Source organism: Legionella beliardensis (genome assembly GCF_900452395.1).
In the GTDB taxonomy this organism is placed as follows: domain Bacteria; phylum Pseudomonadota; class Gammaproteobacteria; order Legionellales; family Legionellaceae; genus Legionella_C; species Legionella_C beliardensis.
In genome coordinates, this window is sequence record NZ_UGNV01000001.1 from 1,549,417 (window position 1) to 1,569,907 (window position 20,491).

The following is a 20,491-nucleotide window of genomic DNA, read 5'->3' on the forward strand; positions in this document are numbered from 1 at the left end:
TATTAAGGAACATTAACTATTAAATCACTTTAATAACATGGAGGTTTATATGAGTTTTACAATTCCTGGATTTAAAGAATTATTAAATACATCAAAAAAACTAGTGTCTTCTTATCAAGTGACGCGCGATCAATTTGATAGTCAACGAATTTTCGCGAGTATTCGTCCAAAAACCCACAATCCAGAGCGATTAAATGATGCTGCCTGTATTGAAAAATTAGCAACCTATATTATGGATAATAAATTTAACTATCAAAACCTAGATTTGCGATTTAACAAAGCTGATTACGCCAAGGTAATTGCGCCTTTTTTAAAAGAAGCTTTATCGGGTGCGCTGTTACTTGAGCTTATTAAAATTACTAACACTTATTCCAAGGAAGAAGATGCCAAAAATAGTGCGTTAGCTAAAATTATCCTAGATGTATTTAAAATTAATAAGTTAAGTGATGTTCCTACCGAGCAGCTCAATAAGTGCTTAACTAATTTTCTGTATTTTATAGAAGTTTATGAGCAGGCCGCGGCAAATAAAAACTTAAATATACCCTTACATCAAACAAAAAGTAATGAGGATTTAAAGCAGGAAATCTCTAGTGAATTAAGAAAACTTACTAATAATTTAGCCTGCGCTATTTAAGTTTAGAAAATAAATGTAATTGCTTGCATGACTAGCCCTTGAGGATGAAGGGCTAAGTGTTTTCTTAATAAATATTCTAATTATAGAGCCAGGTCCTTACGACAGTAGAGCAAGGTGAGAGATATCCTTATGAAAGGTTTAATCTTTTTATTATTACTATTGAGTGGCTCGTTAGCATTTGCCGCGCAAAAAGCAGTTGTTTGTCATATGCAAGGATTAACAGGCACACTCTCTTTTCCACTACCCAATAAAATGGGTGGTTTACCCACTATTGATTTTGATTACCCGGTTACCGCGACCCGATTTAGCATGCGCGACGGTAATTTACTCCTTATTGCTATGGATAAAGATGAAATGACTCGTCCGCGAATTTTTATTTCAGCGCAATTAAACAAACAAGGTAACGCCTACCTCGGACAATTCATGATAGATTCTGGCGGCAATCAATTACAACTTGATAATGGACCGGTTTCCTGTCTAGTAAAATAATTTCTTTAATTTATAGCAATAAAATCCTTCTTTAATGAGATTTAAAGAACTTATTGATGAGCATGCTGAACCATAATTTTACCTTTTAATACCAAACGCTTAGCAGAGCTGCTATTTTATATTGACAATATTAATTAGATATATAGTGACAAACATGTCAATTTGATTGACTCAAAAAAATATCCATGTTAAGTTAACTACACAATTAATAAAATTGAACTTGGAGATAAATATGCCTAATTACAACGATGCTTCAGAAGCAATTAAAAAAGGAAAAGATTATTTGCAAGAAGAAGGTTATGATACTTTAAAAAAAGGAGTCCAAGAGGCTAAAGAGTCTGGTAAAGACTGGTGGGCTTATGTGGAAACTCATCCAATTCAATCGATGTTTTTCGGCGTTATTGGTTATTTTGCCTTAAAGGGCATGTTTAAAAGTTAATTTTAACGCCTTCTAAAGATTAAGCATCACTTAGGTTAAGCCATAAAAAGTAATTAACTACTCCTAAGCGATGCTTATTATCAACTAGTTAAGCAGGGCCTTGCTTAAAAATAATCTAACTATAGATCATAGAAGTAACGCATAGTAGAACTACTTTTTTCTATCCTTCCCACCATACCATGAAGGCGCATCACTGGCAGGAAAAGTCTCTTTTAATGTTTCGTCTACCTTCTTTTCAATTGCTTTTTTGGAATTCAAATTATTTTTCTTAGGAAAACTTCTTTTCTTTGTTAGATAGTCCATATGAATGCCTCAATTAGAATGGTTTAATTTTCCTTATCTACTTATTATAACCTCTATCCAAAGATGCGGTTTTTTCGGTCATTCTAGACCTATCTAAAATTAAAATACCTAACTTGATGAAGCGTGCTGACTTTGTTTATAAATTGACTATAATTTGAATTAACTGGATAAAAATTGGAGGGAACCATGGCCAGTATCGATATGCACTATTCAATTAAGGACAAAGTCTTACTGATTTCTTGCTCTCATAATGTTTTTAATGCTTCAATGGGAGCCCAGCTTGCTCAGGCTGCACCGACCATTTCGTTAAACGCAACTGATCCAATCAATAATGATGCTGATTTAAAAGAGTGGTTAAAGGAACAATTTGAAACTATTAAAACACACCCAGATTACAATAGCGTTAAGCGTGTGGTTTATTTAGGCGATGTTAACTTAAATCATAGTGGCAAAGAAGAATTTCCTATGTGTTTAAGAGATAATTTTATTAAAAATCAATTTTCACCCCGTCCAGTTGAAAAGGTTTTATTTTCAGCCAATCAAAGTATTGTAGACCGAGCACGAACTTTAAATATTCCTGATACCACGGTTATTATTACGCCAAATTCTGGGCCAGAAGCCAAAAATTTAATTAAGCAAATTCAAGAAAATAAAATGCCGGTAGAAGAAAAAATGGCAGATAACTATGGTTTAATCACGGAAGAAAATGAAGAAATGGAAGATTGGGCGCCACCTGAAAACGCGGGAAAACCAGTGTTTAAGGGTGAGCAATTTAAATTTTTTAATCATGATAACGGCGCTACTAGAAAACCTATGAATCAAGAAAATAGGGAAGAGAGACCTGATTCTCCTAAAAATATGTAATTTATGACCAACATAGCAAATGCATAACCTCCTAATCACTGAAGAGCAGAAATCCTGTTACTTCAGTGATAGGGGGTATATAATAGCCACAGCTGCATAAATTAAAGGCTTAATCAATGTCGCCACTTAAACGCCTCCTAAGCTATTACCGCGCTTCCAAAGAAAATCGCATTCAACTCATTATCTTTCTAGGATTTGTAGTCATTCCTATCTTAGGCATGGGGCTACTTTATATTTTAGTGCGCCTATTTTGGCTTTAACCCATGAAATTTATGATTTCTCAGTTCTGCTAATAAGACTGCAACTTGCTTGTGCTGTGGGAAAAATAGTCATTTCAGCAATATTGACATGGGCCGGCCGGGTGAGGGCATAAAGTACTGCATCGGCAATATCTTCACCCATTAATGGATCAAACCCTTGATAAAATGCTTTTGCTTTTTCAGCATCATTCCAGCGTACGACACTAAATTCCGTGTCTACAGCGCCTGGCGCAATTTCTGTTACCCGAATACCTGTTCCTGCTAAATCAAGGCGCATGGATTTAGTAATGCTTCTAACAGCATGCTTCGTTGCACAATAAACATTGCCATTGACATAACAATCTTGGCCAGCAACTGAACCCATATTGACTACGTGCCCCTGACCTCGTTTAATCATGCTTGGTAAGATAAAACGACTGATATAGAGTAATCCCTTAATGTTGGTATCGATCATGGTGTCCCAATTATCGGTTTGCCCCTGCTGAATTGGGTCTGTGGCTAACGCTAAACCAGCATTATTGATTAGAATATCAATGGGTTGCCAGGCGGTTGGTAATGTTTCATAAAAATTGCCCATGGCTTCTTGGTCCCGTACATCTAATTCAATAGGAAGAACCTCTATAGCATGTTTTTGTTGCAGCGTATTGGCTAAGGCTTGGAGTTTATTAAAGCGCCTTGCTGTAAGAATTAAATTAGCGCCCTGCGCTGCTAATAGCTTGGCACATGCCTCACCAATGCCACTTGATGCACCCGTAATTAAAACAATTTTTTTATCTAAAGAGGTAGCCATAGGATTTATCTAGTTTAAAGAAAGCTTAAAAATATAACTTATTTCTTAGTAATTGCAAAATCATAGGCAGATTTGCTATCGTTTAAACCTTATAAACTTGGAGTAGTGCTTAAAATGGCTAAGCGAACAAGGATGTCTGGCTTTATCATCCTTATGTTTTTTTATTTAACTCACATGGTTTACGCCGAAGCAGACAATCCTTGTTTAGGTGCTAATGCTTTTATGAATATTATAGATAGGCCGAATAATGCTGATAGTGCATGCACTGTCCCCTTTAAGCACTTTGAATTTGAATCAGGTTACGCTTACCAACGAGTTGTTCAAGCCTTAGGCGAGGCACATGATTTCCCAGAGCCAGAATTACGTATTGGTCTGCCTTGGCAAAGTGAAATTTATCTTATACCACCTAATTACAATTATTTACCATCATCACATCTGACAGGTTTCACAGATGCAGTGATTGGGCTTAAGCATCAGGTTGGTTATAATGCTAAATGGATATTTACCGTAGAGGGCGCACTTAGTTTACCAGGCGGAAGTAGTAATTTTGGTAATAGAGCCTTAGGGAGCTTCGCTAATGCTATCATCAATTACAATATAACCGACACCCTTAGCCTTACCTTTATGCTAGGTGGCAGCACGGAGACCGATCCTGACGCTTCTGGCGGCAGGCGTTATAATAGTTTTAATCCAGATGGTGTTTTATCTTATGCACTTACCGAAAAAATATCTATGTATGCCGAAATTTTCGGACAAACAAAAACAAGTGCCGAAGACAGTAGTGGGTTTAATGCCGATGCCGGATTACTTTATTTATTACACCCCAATATTATCCTTGATGTAAGTGTAGGTCAGCGCCTTTGGGGTTATTTAGGTGGGTATGAAAATTATATTGGTAGTGGCATATCTTTTTTGATCTAGATCTTAAGTTCATTTAAAGAAAATGTTAAACCTAAGCCATTGTGTAGAGCATTCTGATAAACCACTTCAGCCACACTTACATCTTGGATGGCTAATCCTACTGATTTAAACACCGTTAACGTGTCTTTATAATTTTCTGTCTTATGTATTAGCCATTGACCGAGTTCAATGATTTGCTCTTTTTGTAGCGCTTGTTTCTCAATAGCGGCAATAATTTCACCTGCTTCCTGCAAAACCGCTTCTACTTGATCAACAATAACGACAGCCTCGCTTAATACCTCTGCGCTAATTTCTTGCATAAATTGCGTGTGTGAACCAATGGCATTGATATGGGCATGCGGTTTTAAAGAAGCTAATTCAATGAGAGGTTCCGTGCTGCTGGTGGCGGTACAGATAATGTCTGCCTGCTTAATAGCCGCATTGACAGTATGATGGACTTGTACGTTATATTGATGAGCAATGTTTTTTGCAAACGCTTGGGCATTATTTATATTACGCGACCATACGGATACGTGTGTAATAGGGCGTACGGCGGCTACCGCCTCAAGTTGGGTGTGGGATTGCGTCCCTGTACCAAGGATAGCAACCTGATGTGCCTCTTGTTTAGCAAAATAGTGAGTGGCTAGCCCAGAAATAGCGCCTGTGCGAAGTGCTGTTAAAAATCCTGCATCCATCAAGGCTTTTGGTTCACCGGTGGTCGCATCAAGTAGCATAATAAAGCCGGTAATCGATGGTATATTTTTCGCTATATTTTTTGGAAAAATAGACACAACCTTAAGTCCTAGCGTTTTGTCCTGCGCTAAATAAGCAGGCATTGTTAAGCTTAATGCCTCTTCTTCCTCAATCGTAATACCTGTTCTTAAAGGCAATTTAACCTGTTGGCGTGCTAATTGAATAAACGCATCTTCCATGGCCTGTATTGCCTGGGCCATTGAAATACTTTGTTTAACGTCATCTAGTGATAATAATTTTAAGCTCATGTTGTCTTTTAGCTAACTTAGATTAATTTATCTTGCACTTTCTTTAAAAATAACTCAATGCGCTAATTTATTTTCTTAAGATGAATAATTTCAGATGTGCAAAAAATAACCTGGATCACGGGGGTAGCGCGAGTATAATGCCAAAATTTAGGCAACTAGGATAATTCTAAGGTTTAATCACTATGAAAACTATTTTATTTTTGGTGAGCAGTATTGGTGATACTGATTTAGCATTGAAAACAATTAAAGCCCTTGAGCAAAAAAAATCAAACTACAAGACAAGCCTTATTAGTTTAACTAAAGCAGCCACTCTACGTATTGAAAATTTTCAATCAGCATCACTAACTACTAAAGTAACCCTGCCTGAAATTTTAAGTTTACCAGCAAATGATTTTCCACAAGAGGCTTGCAGTGATGCTGAATTGCACACAATCCTTCAATATATTAAAGATAAAGCCAGTGACTATGCGTATGTAGGGGTTCCTTCTGTCAGTAGTAAGACCCCTTTTCAAATCGCTGAACGACTAACAATTCCAGCATTAATAGCTTATGAATTTATGTTTAAGCCTGAAAATCATTCTTTATGGGACTATTTACCAAATTTAGAAGAAAAGCCTAATTTAAGTTGGGCTATACCGTTAGCGCAAGCTAAAGAAGATTTTCCTCGCTTAGAACATAAGTCATTTATCACCGGTCATTTAAGTATTGATAATTCCTATCAAGCCGTGACATTTGACAAAAGCAAAGAAGAAATAGCAAAAGCTCTACATGTATTACCAGAGCAATCTTACGCTTTTATAAGCAGTACAACTCAGCCTGTAGAAATTGATGCCGATTTTTTAGATTGCTTGTTGTCTGAGTTAAAATCTCATCCAGGTATGCAAGTTCGCTTAGGCTTACATCCTGGTATCGCAAACCTAGATGCTTATTTAACAAGGATTTTAGCAATTTGTGCTAAGTATCCTCAGGTGGGCGAGCAATTTAAAATTATTTTACCAGATAATTTACTAACTCGACTTAAGACGCCAGAATTAACGATTGATAATGACTTATACCGACATTTGTTTTTGCGCGTTAATATCACCGGTGCTGAAGCAGCTTATGCGGCAGATAGAGTTACTCAGGCGGTTCCAGGTGCCTTATTAAATCAAGCAGTAATAGAAGGAAAACCAACTTATTCGCATCGAGGTAAATCTTATTTGCCACAAAACTATTTTTCTACCTCGTTAAATTCTTTTTTCAATGCAAAACCTAATAAAGTGGTAAGTAAAGAAGAGTTAGGTCTAGATGATAAGACAGCGCCAGAAAAATACGCTGATTTAATTATGAACAGCGTTAAATTATAACTAATTAGCAACTGTCTTGAGATTAATACAAGGCAGTTGCTAAGTTCATTCTATGAAATTAACTGGTCAGCGCTAAAGTCTAAAGGAAATATTAAATTGTTTTAATGCGTAATTTTTAGAGTTAACGTACCATAATTCTGGTTTACTAATATTTCATAATATCTTTATTATAAAATAGTTAAAATTTAGTCAGCATGGTTTTAATTTTATGCCACATGTCGTCATTATTGGAGCAGGACCTACCGGGTTAGATTTAGCAAATAAGCTCAAGCAAAAAGGGATAAAAGATATCATCGTTTATGACCCTCGAGCAGGCGATTACGTTAGGCCCGGCCTTCTTGATGTTGATATATTCCAACGAGCAGAGGCGGGCTTAAGTCTTCCTCTTAACTTTAACAAACAGACTAGTCATATTAGAGATATTGAGAAAAAATTATACAACCAGGCTATTTTGCAACATATCCTAATCGAGAAAAAGCAATTTGTTCGTTTGTCGGAAGAAGAAAAAGGCATTTATGTTGCCTATCAAAATGAACAGCATGAATTAGTCGAAGAATTTGTACCCTGTGACTATGTTTTTGACTGTTCAGGCTCAAAACGTGTATTAGCGCATAACATTAATAGCAAGCATGAAAGAAATAAACTATCTAAGCCATTTGTAACGTCTCCTATTTCGCAGGATGTAATCATCAAAAAACATCTTATCGCTTATCTAAAAATAGACAATGATCTTGCTTTAAAAGTCCAAAACCCAATACCCTCTGAAACAACTATTTTCTCAGGAAAAACGCCTTTGGAACGTGCTCAGGCTCTTGAAAAATTACGGCCATTTGGTTGGACAGAATTTACAATACCTGCTTGCTATCACACCCATTTTAAAGAAAATAAAAATTGCTTTTATATCGAGTGCCCTAATAATTTACCCGAAGAACAAAAGCAAGCTTGGTTGAACATCGTTTTAAGTATCGTAACTGATCAAACTACGATTCAGTATGAACATATGAAATCCAAGAAAGGTCGCTCTAAGCCGAACTTTACTCTCTTTACCGTCGATCCACAGCAATTGAATTGTTTTACTTATCATGAACAAGGCTTACCGCATGTCGTCATTTTAGGCGATGGGCAAATGGAGCCGAATTTTGTTTTAGGGCACGGTATTGCAGGTGCATTCGAACGCAATGATATCTTAATCAAAAGCATGGTTGTAAGTCATGAGGAAATTACCAGTTACGATGCTCAAGAATACAATAGAAGTGAAAAAATCATTTATTACAATGCTAAGGAGTATAATAAAAGTGTTAAGGATGCTATCAAAATGCACCAACATGCGATTATAGATTATTATAAAATTCGAAAAATAGATTTTCGAGCAGGGGCCAATGGCGTCAAACCCTATTATACGGATGCTATTACACAAACAACGGACCCTGTAGAAAAAGCCCTTTTAACAGAAAGACTGGAAGAAATTACAGCACGGACTGCTTATTATTCTGCTTTATACACGATAGCGGAAAATAGCGTGCAGCTTAACCAGAACAATAGCGCAGATGTACTTGAAGCGCTTACTGATGCTAAACAAGTAATTGAACAAGCTCTAAGCAAATTAACACAATTCGAGCAAAGAGAAGCCACGCAAATATCGCAAAGATTAATTATTAACTTTAAAAATATTGGTTATCAAGCTCTTCAACAAGCAAAGTATGGTTTGGCAATTAAAGCCTACAAGGAAGCGCTAGGCTTACATGCGATTAATGGTATAAAAAATAATGAAGAACGATTATCTACCTATGCTAGCCTTATTGTTTGTTATCGTAAAACAGGCCAATTAGAAAATGTGCTTGCAGCCTTCCAGGAAGCCGCTCCTTTCCTAGAGCAGGCAAGTGATGCGATTAAGAAAAAAATACTATTTCACGTTATTAAAATAATAGCTAAAAATTTAAACGTACCTATGTCAGATAATCAACGCTTAAAGAGCTTAGCTAGCGCTGCTAGTATACTTGATACTTATCATGACGTTATCAACACACATCTTGCAGGTAGTTTAAAGTTAGAGTTGAATAAAATAGATGATGCTATAGCTGAGGTTCATAATAGTAGTATGCCTGCAAAAAAAGTAGAAAACTGCCCTAATTTCTAAACATTTGGCAGCCAAATAGCTCGCAGCGTCAGGGTTATTCAGCAAGCATAGGTCAGGTCTTAGTCCAACCTATACTAAAGAATGCGTTAAGGAAATACACCATGATTGGGGCGCTCATCAAACGTGCTTTCTGGCGTTTTAACCTCTTGATTAACTTGAGCTGAGTTGCTTGCATTCCCATTAAAAAAGAGATGCGGTGAATTAGTTTGTAAAATAGGCGCTTTGCCAGTTAACTGCTTACAATGGGTACGGAAGTTCTCATCTGCTTCAGCTATCGAAATAACCTTAGACATTAAAAAATAAGGCAGCAAGGATTTAACATGCGCTATAGCTGCAGGGTCATTGTGAGTAAAAATCTTTATTGACTTTGAACAATCATAAAAAGCACAATAATCAATCACTTTAATGGCTGGAGAAATAAATACTGCTTCTAAACTTTGACAAGTATCAAAAGCATATTTATCAATTTCAGTGAGTTGCTCTGGCAGAATGAGGGATTTTAAACGAGTACAATTATGACATGCCCCTTCTTTAATAGCTGTTACAGAATTAGCCAGTATAAGCGTTTCTAAGCTAGTACAATTAACGAATGTAGCCGTCTCAATCTGAGTTATGCCTTCAGAAAGCGTAACGCATTGTAAATTAATACAATTGCGAAATGCGAAGCCGCCAATAGAGGTAATCCTTACAGGCGGGTTAATTGTTTTTAAACTCGTGCAGTCTTCAAATGCCATATCAGCAATGGCAGTGACACTGTCAGGAAAATCAAAAGAACCATCTGGTTTAATGTCTTTATTCTCTACTTCTAGCAGTATTTTCCCATCTTCAGATAATTTCATAATCCTTCTTTCTCATGGTTAAGGTAATAGATTTTGTGGGCATTATATTAAGTAAATTCCCTAAAAGACACTGTTCTTCAGACATTATAAATAACTCAATTTAAACTACTTAAATCCCTTAGCCAGGACATTTTTGCGGCATAAGCAGGATTTAAATTAATCAAAAAATTATAACCAGGAAGTTAAATTATCAAGCAAGATTAGAAAGGAGCTATGTTAAGATAGGGCCATTTTAAGATAAGAAAAAAGGACAATAAACCATGCCATATACTAACACATGCCCAATCTCGCTTGAGCCACTTTCTAAAGAACAGGCTTTTTTAATCAAGGTTCCCAAACAAGATAAACAGATAAGCGATAAATATTATTATATCGGCGATGAAAAAACCTTAAAACAACTCTTTGAATGCCCATTCACTAGACGCAAAGGTGATTATTATGCCCTTAAATTATCGGAAACTTCTTCTGCTGTTATTAGTAAGCTTTTGGCAGAAAATGATAAGAATACACTGATTGAGGATAATGATCTTCTTGCTAAGATTGATGCAGAAAATAGGTTTAATTGGCAAGTAAGGTATTTTGGCAATAGATTAATTAATAATCAGCCTAATATAAATATTCAGGATCTAGTAGCGGTGATGGATAGGTCTGTAGCAAACACGCGTCATTTAATTAGTGATTACAAAATAAATTTTTTGCGTCATCCTTCGCCAAGAATTGGGCCTGAGGATGTTATTCTACGTCGGGGTAGTCTTGCAAGGTATTGCAAAACTGTTAATAAATTAATGAATAATGCGCTTGTAGAAGAACATGACTTACTCTTTCTAATTCATTCCTACATCCTCATTTCTAAACTTGAAGATAGCCGCTATAAAACAGCACTACAAAATGCTGTGGCTAATCAGCTAGTAAGGTATCTAACGGGTTTACTCCTTGTAACTAACGCCGTTTCAGTTGCTATTGATGTAGTTAATAATGGTTTTTCATCTTCTGCTTTTTGGGGAGTTTTGAAAATTTTGCTGATTGATCGCGCACAAGATAGCCTGCAGCATTTATTTAGCAAAAATATGTGTTTCAACGCTCACTCAATTTTATATGCCATCATTAGCAATGGTCCTAAACAATTAGCAAATCCCGCAAACCTTTATGTGAGCGCAAAAAGTGCAACAACCCATGCTTATGAATTTGTGAAAACAAATTTAAGCTTTTTTCATAATAAATTTATAAAATCAGAACCGGTGCAGTATGAACTTCCTGAGGATTTAGAAGCGCTTCGTGAGAGTGCGGCAAGGGGTTTAAGGGGATATCTAAATTAAAGATAGAGGGCTAATTTTTCCCTGAATTAGAGCGTTAAATATTACCAAATAACGCTCTACTCATGATTTACGGCACTCAATATTTTATTTCAAATACTGGACCATTGTGCTTAGGGACGTAGGTATCCTTATCAATTTTAAGTTTAGTTATCATATCTATTTTTTTGAGCGCATCTGTGTATTTAATTTCATTATTTTCAGCCTTTCTAATTAAATCCCATAATAATTGATTTCTTAAATTGGCAGATGATGATTTCACACCAAATATCCCTTTTTTAATTAGCATTGAACGTTTGATTAAATCAATTTGAGCCTTGGCTTGGGTTTCTTTTGTAATATTCTCAACAGGTTTTGCTAATTTTATATGTGTTTCACTGTGAAAGCTTTGCACAGTATAATCTGTAAGTATAAACTTCTTTACATTGGAACGTGTCATTTCGGCGTTAGTTCTTCTTTTTATAATTTGCTTGACGAAAGGGCTATGATTTTCTTGTTGAGCTGTTGTAAATTGAGGCTGAGGAAAAACTTCAGCAAGGTTTTGATATTTCCTTTGACTTTGAAAGTTATTAAAAATAAAACCTAAGACACCTTCCTGTGCTTCTCTTTTAAACCATATTCTAAAATCATTAAAATTAGAAAAGGTTATTTCACCATAATTTGGGTCAAACCACGCTATTTCAATGCCTCTTTTAGCGAAAGAAACGGCATGCCCAAAGTTGTCAGGTAAATCCCCCTTATTTTGATCAAATATGCAAACTCCTGAACAAATAAGGCCATAATGGCACTTATGGCGTGCCATATAATTTAACAGATTATCAATATTTGCAGCGAAAGTATGCTCATTTGGCTCAGAGGAATAATTACCGCCATCTATTGCAGCTTGTGATATATCAGCAGTCTGATAATGCTTACTTAAAATGCTACGCACCTCTTTATCGGCAGTTCTATTATCACCAAAGGCGACAAAATAAGGCACACTAGAATCGGTTATTTTATGGATGGTAGGCGTTTGAATATCATCGCTGCATATTTTATTTAGCATCCATTCACTGGCTAAGGCATTACATGCACCATACCAAGTAGGATCTAATACTTCTATCAAGGCACCTTGATCAAAGGGCGTATAGTTATACTTAATACCTTGTTCCTTTAAAAAATCCAAACATTGATAACTTTTCATTCCTTGAGGTTTTTCTAACTTACTTTGCACAACGATCTCTCTAATAGATTTATAGTAAACACATCATACTAAATAATTATTAAGTGATTATTAAATAATCAATAATATTATAAAATGACCCAATCGTCTAAATATACATTATAATATATGAGCAAGTGAACTTAGTTTTCCTAAAGGGCAAGTAGTATCTATGTTAATAGTGCAATTAGCATTGTTAAATTCATAAGATGGGGCGCCTAAAGAAAATACGATGATCTTCATCTTAAATAGGATTTATGAACAGCTTTTAGGTATCTAAATTTCAAGCAATTTTTCGGACTTACTGAGGAGATTATATGTTTAGTAAAAAAGAAAGCTTTTTTAAGAGAAAAAATGTAAGCCGATTTAATGTTGCAAAAGAAGTAAGCGGTACGGTTAATCCAAAGGATGACATTGCTATGGGTGATTCAAATACGGGAAAGTTATTAGTTTCACGGCATTTTGCACCTTGTGTGGCCGTTTTTGCTGAGTTAAACAATGGCGAGTATGCGCTATTTCATGCTAATGTCCCATACTATAGTGCCGATATGAAAAAATTTATTGAACTTATTAAAGACAAAGCAAGCGAAGTTGTGGTGTTTCAAAAAAATACTCCAGCAAGAAATGCTGAAAAATCGCCTCTTTTAGCCCTGCAATTAACAATTCATTTAAGCTTAGAAGTTAAAATTCTTTGTGTAGAAAAATACACAGGCATTATTGCCAATGCCTCTGAGAAAAAAATTATTTTATTTGATAAGGATAACTTAAAGGTAGATAAGGGCAATACGACAGAATTTTATCTTAAAAGTAGCAGTTTTATTGCTGAAAAAAAACTTATTCCTTGGAATAAAACGTTTGAAAATTTAAGTGAAAAATATAAATTTGAACTAAGTAGTGATGGTAGTTGCTCATTTAATATAGCTGATAAAACAGTGACTGTTCCCTCAAAACTTGTGCCAGAACACTTTAAAGCAGAACGTGCTTTTAACAGTTTGCCATTTATTTAAGCGCTAAATGGAGTACAAGTACTCCATTTCAAGTTTACATGAATGAGCTAGGCGATATTTCTGGCTCTGATCTAAAACCTAGAGTCGTTTCTAAGATAGCTATATCTCTTACTTTATCTTGACCCTTAGGTAATAATGATTGAACTAAGGCAATCTTATCAGTGGGAACAAATATCGCATCTACTTCATCATAAGTACAACCACCTACAACAGTCATTTCACCTGAAACATCACTACCCCGATATTTCGCTCTACCATCTTTTATTTGGCAGGCATAAACAATAGGGAAGGGCTCATCAATTAATTGCTTATTAACATGGTCATAATTATTAAGCTGCAGTTCAATATTTTTTGCTTGTCGTTTGTAGATGTGGATTTCATCTTGTAATTTCTTAGGAATCTGTCTACCAATGCTTTCTTGTTCGGCATAATAATCAATTTGATGTTTTAGTTTAATTAATTTCTTCTGGGCACTTTCTGCTATCCAACGATTTTCTGCCATGCTTTTAGACCAGATTAAGGCATTTTCAGCACGCTGGATGTCGCATCCAGATATGGCAATTTTGTTAATGGAATTTTTTGCAAATACGTTACCTAATTCGCCGCTATATACTGCGAGACCCGCAGAAAGCAATTCCATAGTTGGAAATAATAACCTGTCATCAGGGTCGCTACGTAATGCAGCTAAATATAATAAACTGCATGAGGTGGAGCCTGTAAAAAAATTAGCTGTTGGTAATAATTGGCGAAGTTTATTCGTTTTATTCTCGCGTCCCCTAGTGTCAATTTTTAATCGGAAATCAAACATATTAAATAAATATTAGACAAAGTATATTTATTATATACTACTTTGACTTAAGGTATTATTAAATCAGCTTATTTGATAGCTTTGCTTGGCTACTTCTAAAAGCAAGGTAGGTTGGGCTAAAACGAAGTGCAGCCCAACAATTTAACAGTTTTAATTTGTCAAAATATACCCTAACCGATACTCAAACGTTTCGCCCTCACAGTTTGGATCAAGTGAGACAAAGTGGGAGCCATAGGTTTTAGGGCTCCAGCAGCGATACAATGCTGTCGTATTAGGTTGCTCATCTTGGTACAGCCAACCTAAGGTACGTAGCCTTTTATAACCCCCAGGAGCACAGACGCCATCCGGCGTGACGACATGGTCGACATAATTTGACCAATAACCAATGCATTCTTCTATTTTTACGGTCGCAGGAGCATTCGTGCCTGTTAATTGCCGGGTCATCATATAGCCTAATTTTTTATTATAGGTAAATGGGCCTATGACGGGCGCTGTGGTACTAATTATTTCTGGTTTATTGTTATGTAGCCACCGGCTTAATTCAACGCCTACTTGTGGCTTTTCACCTGCTTCATTTTTTGTCGTGCTTAAGGTTAAGATCACATCGCGATTAACTAAATAGCGGCTACCATAATCTGCACCAGGCTCTAAATACATGTGCGTTAGTGTAAAATGACCCTTTTCCCACTGGCGCTCCCCTAAAGAGCTAACTACCGCAACATAAGCAATTAGTTCTGTAGCATCAGGTGTCCTATGCCACGTGGAATTATCACTCATTAATAATGGATCAGGAAGAGTAATAAAATTAATGCGGTCAGCAGAGAAATAAGTGACAACACCGCTGTTTCCTGAAGGAATGCTAGTTAACATAATATAATCTTTTTCAAGCCAGCGTGAGGCTGCGCCATAGGCATTGATGCTCGTGGCATTGCCCCCTAACCCTGGAGAAGACCAGCTACCATTAAAGTATTTTTGCCAGGTGCCACTTAAAGGAGGAAGGCTTCGGGGCGCTCTGGCCACAATTGTTTTGTAGTCTGTATTGCGATAACAATAAATATAATAATAATTATCATCAGCAACCGTTGAGCAGTCACCCTCACCAGTTGTTTTTCCAGGGGTAGGCAGTTCTGAACCGGCAATAATTTGTCCTTCTAACGTCCAAGTTTTTCCCGCATCAAACGATTGCGCAACCGCCATAGATTTATGCGTTGTGCCTTGATTGTAATTACAATCCTGTTCTGCATGCACAAAGGCATATAAATGCGACGCATCACTAGGATCGCGGTTAAGATCGTTTACCCAAAGCCCACAATTGGCATAATCATTGTTAACGGGTTTAAGAATAGGGGTTAATTGTGAGCCAGTACACAAAGGCTTTGTGCCAGTCATTGCATACGTGGTTGCATTGGCAGTGGTGCATAAATAATTTCCATTTTCAAGCTTGATTGAATTAAATAACGCATCCACTTTATCAGGGACAGGACCTAATGTTGTCTTAGGTGGCCCTATGCGAATTTGTACTCGCTTAATATCATCTTCTAAATTAGCAGGATTAGTCGAGCGCGCGCCCTCGGCTTGCAATATAAATGGCCCTTGGGGTTGCGGCAATGTAGGGGCTGCATTAAATTGAATGGTGATGGGTTTGGCACACGTAGGATCAGGTTGTAAAACAGGCACATAAGGACTGCCACCTTTTAAGGTCACCGTGTTATTAGTTTGACTAGATACCTGCCAATTTAGCCAGGGATTTCCCCAAATATTGGTGGGCATAGCCACAGCATAATGAAAGCTAAAATTAAGATTGCTTAAGGGCACTGTCCAAGATGAATTATTACAAAGGGTAATTGTTTGTACCCAATTGTTATTGGTAACTGTGACTTTAACCGGCACGGTTGTGAGTGGCAAAGCATAAGATATAGGTGGCGCAAAGCTTAAAATAAGTAATGGGAAAATAAAAAATAGCTTATTGGCGGGTAGGACTAAGTGTTTTTGGCTCATTATTTTTCTTTTTCACTTAGTGAGCTAATACTAATTACTATAGTACAGATATCATAAAAACTTATAGTAATTTAATGGCATGAGTACGAATAATTAATCGCTCCTGTTTAAATCTTGTCTCTAAGCAAGTGCGATAATTGTGCCACCACTTAGAAGAAAAATGATCATCCATAACTTCATAAATAATCAATTCATCTTTCACTACCTTGTCATTTTCTTTTTGCCAAAATCCTTGCATGGGCGCGCGTGTATAAGCAGTTAATCCCCCAAATTCATCGATTAATTCATCATAGGTTTGTTTGAATAAATCAGCAGGAATTTTTTTATTGTTATTATCATAAACGGGTAAAAATAATTCGATAAGTTGCATAAGAACTCTCGTTTCATAAATTATATTTATACAAAATTAATTAAATAATAATTTTTTTATTTCACTGTAGGTGTACTGTATCGTTTTTACCGATTTGGGTGCAATAAAAATAGAGTCATCGCCGGCAATGGTCCCTAAAATTTCAATCTTATCTTTATGATAATCTAACACCCGCGCCACCAGTTGAGCAGCGCCCGGGCTGGTATTTACAATAATGATAGTCTCATTAGCAATGACTTCAATAATTAAGCTGGATAGTTGACTAGATGTGGTCGGTGGAGCCGGTTCTCGAGCTAGACGATAGACAATTTGCCCTAATTCATTTTTAGATTTAATCGCATTTAACTTATGAATTAAGCGCGACACTTTAGATTGATTAACATGATGGCCTTTAGCTTGGAGCTCAGCGCAGATTTCTTCTTGTTTGGTGACGTTACCATCTAATAATAATTGCCTTAAGTCATCCATTAAACTTTGTTCACTTTCTTCTTTCTTAGGGAGTGTGCCCGACATAGGTTAGATCCTTTAGATAAATATTTTATTCACATAAAGTGGTTATTAATGCAATATTATGCCATAAAATTGAATAAATTGTCATTATTGACTTGTTATAGTTAAATTTTTGAGTTAATATTCAAAAATATTGAATATTTAATCAATATTAAAGTCATATTTTGGATATTTATTCATGAATAAACAGTATAAAGTAGCTATCGTTGGTATTCAAGGTTACATTGGCCAGGAGCTTACCCGGCTGGTAACTAATCATCCTTATTTACAATTAGTTGCCGGTTATAGTCGGCAAGCAAAAGAAGAGCTCTACCAACAAATACCTGCTTTAGCAGGGCAAGAAATATCCATTTACTCCCCTGACAAATTAAAAAATCATGCCTCGCAATTGGATATCATTTTTTTAGCAACGCCTGCTGAGGCCTCTATGGAACTGACTACCCAAGTTATTTACCAAGGGAGCATCATTATTGATTTAAGTGGTGCCTTTCGCTTACCGCAAGCGCAATTTACTTCATGGTATGCTATGGCGCATACCGCTCCTGAACTCATCAAATACGCTTGTTACGGCTTATCACCTTGGGTTACTTCTCAGGCTCAATACACCTTAATTGCCAACCCAGGGTGCTATGCAGCCTGCGCACTGATGACTTTATTGCCTTTGCTTAAAGCAGACTTGCTGCAATTAAATCAAATAATTATTGATGCTAAATCGGGCGTATCAGGCAGTGGCAAACAAATTAACCCTGATTTAATGTTTTGTGAACTCGCAAACAATTTTTTTCCTTATAAAATTGGCAAGCATCAACATACGCCTGAAATTAACAAGGCGCTATCTGACTTAAGCCACAGGGAAGTCAATGTTAGATTAACCACGTCCATGCTACCTCTTACTCGAGGACTGGCCATGACTATTTATGCCCAAGCCAAATCTTCCTGTTCAGATGATAGCCTGTCTTTTGCCATCGAAACTGCATTTAAACAAGCGTATCAAGCTTATCCTTTAGTGCGCTACCAAGAGGTTGGCAAGGCAGGCAATCCGTTCATTTTAGCGTTAAAACACGTCATCAACACACCCTATTGTCATATTGGGTATTTCGTTAAAGAAGGGCAGATTACGCTTTTTTCTACGATTGACAACCTATTAAAAGGTGCAGCAAGTCAGGCGATAGAAAACGTGAATGCGTTTTATAAGTTACCACTGCACACCGGCTTATTGTCATTTAAGGGGGCATTATGATACTTGGTTCAGGCATTTTTAGAACAAAGTTACCGCTGGGGTTTAAAGCTGGGGGTATAAATTGCGGAGTAAGATTATATCGCCCTGACTTAGGCGTTATTATTTCTGAATCACCTGCCGTGACTGTTGGCGTTTTTACGCAAAACCAATTTAAAGCAGCACCAGTTCACTATTGCGAACAATGCTTACCGTCTAATGACATTAAAGCCATTATTACCAATAGTGGGGAGGCAAATGCCGCAACCGGTAGCGAAGGCATTAATAATAATTTTTTAATGGCCGATACCCTGGCCAAAACATTAGATTGTTACACTAACCAGGTGCTTACAGCCTCAACAGGAGTCATTGGCAAATCATTATCTATTGAAAAAATTACTCACGCTATTCCTACCTTAGTAACAAAAACAACGGACATTGCAGAAAATTTTGCAACCGCCATTTTAACCACCGATCTCGTGCCCAAAGCGGTTTATAAAGATGTCGACCTGTCGTTAGGAAGGGTACGAATTACCGGCATTTGTAAAGGCTCAGGTATGATTCATCCAAATATGGCAACCATGTTAGGTTATTTATTAACGGATGTGCAATTAGACATTCCTGAAGCACAAAAATGGCTTAAAGAAATTTGTGATAAAAGCTTCAACATGATCAGTGTTGATGGTGAAACATCAACTAATGATTGTGTGTTTTTAATGGCCAATGGGTGCAGTAAGGTCACGTTAGCTAACACCGATGATTGCACACTTTTTTATGAATCACTCCTAGAAGTCGCAGTCACGCTTGCAAAAAGCATTGCTCGTGATGGCGAGGGCGCGACTAAGCTTATCGAGGCAAACGTAACTGGCGCTGAAAGTGAGTTGCAAGCGCAAACAATTGCGAAATCCATTATCACTAGCTCCTTAATTAAAACAGCTATCTATGGCGAATCTCCTAATTGGGGTCGAATTATTGCTCGCATTAGCAATGAAGCCATTTCGGAATCTATGCTTAATCGCTGTAACATTTCTATTCAAGGCGTCACCCTATTTTCGGCAGGCGCACCGCTTGCAGAGTTAGAGCTAAGCACACTTAAACAACTATTAACAAAAGATGAAGTAATCATCAACGTCACCTTTTTTCAAGGCACGGGCAAAGCCCGCGCTTGGGGGTGTGATTTGACTGAGAAATACATCAAAATTAATGCCGAGTATCTATCATGACTTTTCTCAAATTTAATCAAGCAAATCATAAACTAATTCTGATTAAAGTGGGTGGCTCAATCTTACAAGATGCAGCAGCAATCACCGCATTATGTCTAGATTTTAAGGAAATTTTAGCCCACGGTTATCAGATTGTTTTAGTTCACGGTGGCAGCAAAGCTATCAATGAAGCACTTAAGGTCTATGGCATTGAATCAACCTTTATTCAGGGGCTCAGAGTGACTTCTAAAGCGGCAATAAACATCATTGAAATGGTGCTTTGCGGGCAAGTTAATCAATTATTAATTAGAAAATTAAATCACGTGGGCATCAAGGCGAGCGGTTTATCAGGCGCTGAAAATCAACTGCTACTTTGTGATTACTTAGCTAGCCAATACGGTTTTGTGGGTGATATAAAAACAGTCAACGCCACGCATATTAAACAGTTATTAGCCAATAATTTACTGCCAGTTATTGCGACATTAGGGGTTGATAAAGAAGGACAGGCCGTTAATGTCAATGGCGATATGGCGGCGTGTCATCTTGCGCATGCCTTAGCCGTTGACCAACTTATTTATCTAACGGATCAAGACGGTGTTTATGACAGTCAGGGGCAATTATTTTCCGAACTTGCCGAAGAGGATTTAAAACACTTAATTGCACAGTCCATTGTCACAGACGGCATGCTAGTTAAAGTCCAAGCTATCTTAAATTCACTAGAGCAAGGTCTTCGGCAAATTAGGATTTTAAATGGCAAACAACAGCGAATTTTAACTGAGGCGATTTTGCATGAAAAAAAGCGAGGGACTTTGTGTGTAAGGACTACCTGCCAGCCAACATTAAAGAAATGCGTTTAGGAGAAAA

22 protein-coding genes are annotated in these 20,491 nt (G+C 36.9%); 13 read left to right on the forward strand and 9 right to left on the reverse strand.

Features of this window, described 5'->3' with window-relative positions; all coding sequences use genetic code 11:
• Positions 1-49 precede the first annotated feature (49 nt).
• From DYE47_RS06795 to DYE47_RS06805, 3 genes are all read left to right on the forward strand, one after another.
• Positions 50-634, forward strand: coding sequence for a hypothetical protein (locus DYE47_RS06795; RefSeq protein WP_115302546.1), 585 nt, complete (start codon positions 50-52; stop codon positions 632-634).
• A 129-nt stretch (positions 635-763) separates the two neighbouring features.
• Positions 764-1,123 carry a hypothetical protein gene (locus DYE47_RS06800; RefSeq protein WP_115302547.1) on the forward strand — a complete coding sequence of 120 codons (360 nt, stop codon included), beginning with the start codon at positions 764-766 and terminating at the stop codon, positions 1,121-1,123.
• Positions 1,124-1,355: 232 nt separating this feature from the next.
• On the forward strand, positions 1,356-1,562 hold the full coding sequence (locus DYE47_RS06805; protein ID WP_115302548.1) for a hypothetical protein: 207 nt from the start codon (positions 1,356-1,358) through the stop codon (positions 1,560-1,562).
• Positions 1,563-1,712: 150 nt separating this feature from the next.
• On the opposite strand, the gene DYE47_RS16025 is transcribed toward DYE47_RS06805, so the two are convergent.
• Complete coding sequence (locus DYE47_RS16025; RefSeq protein ID WP_160149863.1) at positions 1,713-1,865, reverse strand: hypothetical protein; 153 nt, start codon at positions 1,863-1,865, stop codon at positions 1,713-1,715.
• A 186-nt stretch (positions 1,866-2,051) separates the two neighbouring features.
• Between DYE47_RS16025 and DYE47_RS06810 the strand changes: the two genes are divergently transcribed.
• Both DYE47_RS06810 and DYE47_RS16190 read left to right on the forward strand, forming a co-directional pair.
• Positions 2,052-2,729: a type 1 periplasmic-binding domain-containing protein gene (locus tag DYE47_RS06810; protein WP_115302549.1), complete on the forward strand. Its 678-nt coding sequence runs from the start codon at positions 2,052-2,054 to the stop codon at positions 2,727-2,729.
• A gap of 116 nt (positions 2,730-2,845) precedes the next feature.
• Complete coding sequence (locus DYE47_RS16190; protein ID WP_165482016.1) at positions 2,846-2,989, forward strand: hypothetical protein; 144 nt, start codon at positions 2,846-2,848, stop codon at positions 2,987-2,989.
• A gap of 10 nt (positions 2,990-2,999) precedes the next feature.
• Here DYE47_RS16190 and DYE47_RS06815 read toward each other — a convergent pair whose 3' ends face one another.
• Positions 3,000-3,779 carry an SDR family NAD(P)-dependent oxidoreductase gene (locus DYE47_RS06815; RefSeq protein WP_115302550.1) on the reverse strand — a complete coding sequence of 260 codons (780 nt, stop codon included), beginning with the start codon at positions 3,777-3,779 and terminating at the stop codon, positions 3,000-3,002.
• Between the two features lie 114 nt (positions 3,780-3,893).
• On the opposite strand from DYE47_RS06815, the gene DYE47_RS06820 reads away from it, so the two are divergent.
• Entirely contained in the window at positions 3,894-4,700 is an 807-nt protein-coding gene (locus tag DYE47_RS06820; RefSeq protein WP_115302551.1) for a transporter, read from the forward strand.
• Here DYE47_RS06820 and DYE47_RS06825 read toward each other — a convergent pair.
• On the reverse strand, positions 4,697-5,680 hold the full coding sequence (locus tag DYE47_RS06825; protein ID WP_115302552.1) for an ornithine cyclodeaminase family protein: 984 nt from the start codon (positions 5,678-5,680) through the stop codon (positions 4,697-4,699). The genes DYE47_RS06820 and DYE47_RS06825 overlap by 4 nt on opposite strands.
• 182 nt (positions 5,681-5,862) lie before the next feature.
• Here DYE47_RS06825 and DYE47_RS06830 point away from each other — a divergent pair, with 182 nt between their 5' ends.
• On the forward strand, positions 5,863-7,026 hold the full coding sequence (locus DYE47_RS06830) for a hypothetical protein (protein ID WP_115302553.1): 1,164 nt from the start codon (positions 5,863-5,865) through the stop codon (positions 7,024-7,026).
• Between the two features lie 208 nt (positions 7,027-7,234).
• Positions 7,235-9,163 (forward strand): tetratricopeptide repeat protein, encoded by a 1,929-nt coding sequence (locus DYE47_RS06835; RefSeq protein ID WP_115302554.1) that lies wholly within the window; start codon positions 7,235-7,237, stop codon positions 9,161-9,163.
• Positions 9,164-9,249: 86 nt separating this feature from the next.
• On the opposite strand, the gene DYE47_RS06840 is transcribed toward DYE47_RS06835, so the two are convergent.
• The gene (locus tag DYE47_RS06840) at positions 9,250-10,002 is read right to left on the reverse strand and encodes a leucine-rich repeat domain-containing protein (protein WP_115302555.1); all 753 of its coding nucleotides are present in this window, start codon (positions 10,000-10,002) and stop codon (positions 9,250-9,252) included.
• Positions 10,003-10,262: 260 nt separating this feature from the next.
• Between DYE47_RS06840 and DYE47_RS06845 the strand changes: the two genes are divergently transcribed.
• On the forward strand, positions 10,263-11,318 hold the full coding sequence (locus DYE47_RS06845) for a hypothetical protein (RefSeq protein ID WP_115302556.1): 1,056 nt from the start codon (positions 10,263-10,265) through the stop codon (positions 11,316-11,318).
• A 76-nt stretch (positions 11,319-11,394) separates the two neighbouring features.
• On the opposite strand, the gene DYE47_RS06850 is transcribed toward DYE47_RS06845, so the two are convergent.
• Positions 11,395-12,420 (reverse strand): YopT-type cysteine protease domain-containing protein, encoded by a 1,026-nt coding sequence (locus DYE47_RS06850; protein WP_160149864.1) that lies wholly within the window; start codon positions 12,418-12,420, stop codon positions 11,395-11,397.
• A gap of 413 nt (positions 12,421-12,833) precedes the next feature.
• Between DYE47_RS06850 and DYE47_RS06855 the strand changes: the two genes are divergently transcribed.
• On the forward strand, positions 12,834-13,523 hold the full coding sequence (locus DYE47_RS06855; RefSeq protein ID WP_115302558.1) for a hypothetical protein: 690 nt from the start codon (positions 12,834-12,836) through the stop codon (positions 13,521-13,523).
• A gap of 34 nt (positions 13,524-13,557) precedes the next feature.
• Here the strand turns inward: DYE47_RS06855 and DYE47_RS06860 are convergent, their stop codons facing one another.
• From DYE47_RS06860 to DYE47_RS06875, 4 genes are all read right to left on the reverse strand, one after another.
• On the reverse strand, positions 13,558-14,331 hold the full coding sequence (locus tag DYE47_RS06860) for a hypothetical protein (protein WP_115302559.1): 774 nt from the start codon (positions 14,329-14,331) through the stop codon (positions 13,558-13,560).
• Positions 14,332-14,481: 150 nt separating this feature from the next.
• Entirely contained in the window at positions 14,482-16,329 is a 1,848-nt protein-coding gene (locus DYE47_RS06865; protein ID WP_115302560.1) for a hypothetical protein, read from the reverse strand.
• A 61-nt stretch (positions 16,330-16,390) separates the two neighbouring features.
• Positions 16,391-16,699: a hypothetical protein gene (locus tag DYE47_RS06870; protein WP_115302561.1), complete on the reverse strand. Its 309-nt coding sequence runs from the start codon at positions 16,697-16,699 to the stop codon at positions 16,391-16,393.
• 36 nt (positions 16,700-16,735) lie between these two features.
• The gene (locus tag DYE47_RS06875; protein WP_115302562.1) at positions 16,736-17,212 is read right to left on the reverse strand and encodes an arginine repressor; all 477 of its coding nucleotides are present in this window, start codon (positions 17,210-17,212) and stop codon (positions 16,736-16,738) included.
• A gap of 175 nt (positions 17,213-17,387) precedes the next feature.
• Between DYE47_RS06875 and argC the strand changes: the two genes are divergently transcribed.
• Genes argC through argB form a run of 3 tightly spaced genes read left to right on the forward strand, consistent with a single transcriptional unit; the run spans position 17,388 to position 20,484 of the window.
• Positions 17,388-18,449 (forward strand): N-acetyl-gamma-glutamyl-phosphate reductase, encoded by a 1,062-nt coding sequence (gene argC / locus DYE47_RS06880; protein ID WP_115302563.1) that lies wholly within the window; start codon positions 17,388-17,390, stop codon positions 18,447-18,449.
• Complete coding sequence (gene argJ / locus DYE47_RS06885) at positions 18,446-19,648, forward strand: bifunctional glutamate N-acetyltransferase/amino-acid acetyltransferase ArgJ (RefSeq protein WP_115302564.1); 1,203 nt, start codon at positions 18,446-18,448, stop codon at positions 19,646-19,648. Before argC ends, argJ begins: the two co-directional genes overlap by 4 nt.
• Positions 19,645-20,484: an acetylglutamate kinase gene (gene argB / locus DYE47_RS06890; RefSeq protein ID WP_115302565.1), complete on the forward strand. Its 840-nt coding sequence runs from the start codon at positions 19,645-19,647 to the stop codon at positions 20,482-20,484. Before argJ ends, argB begins: the two co-directional genes overlap by 4 nt.
• Positions 20,485-20,491 lie beyond the last annotated feature (7 nt).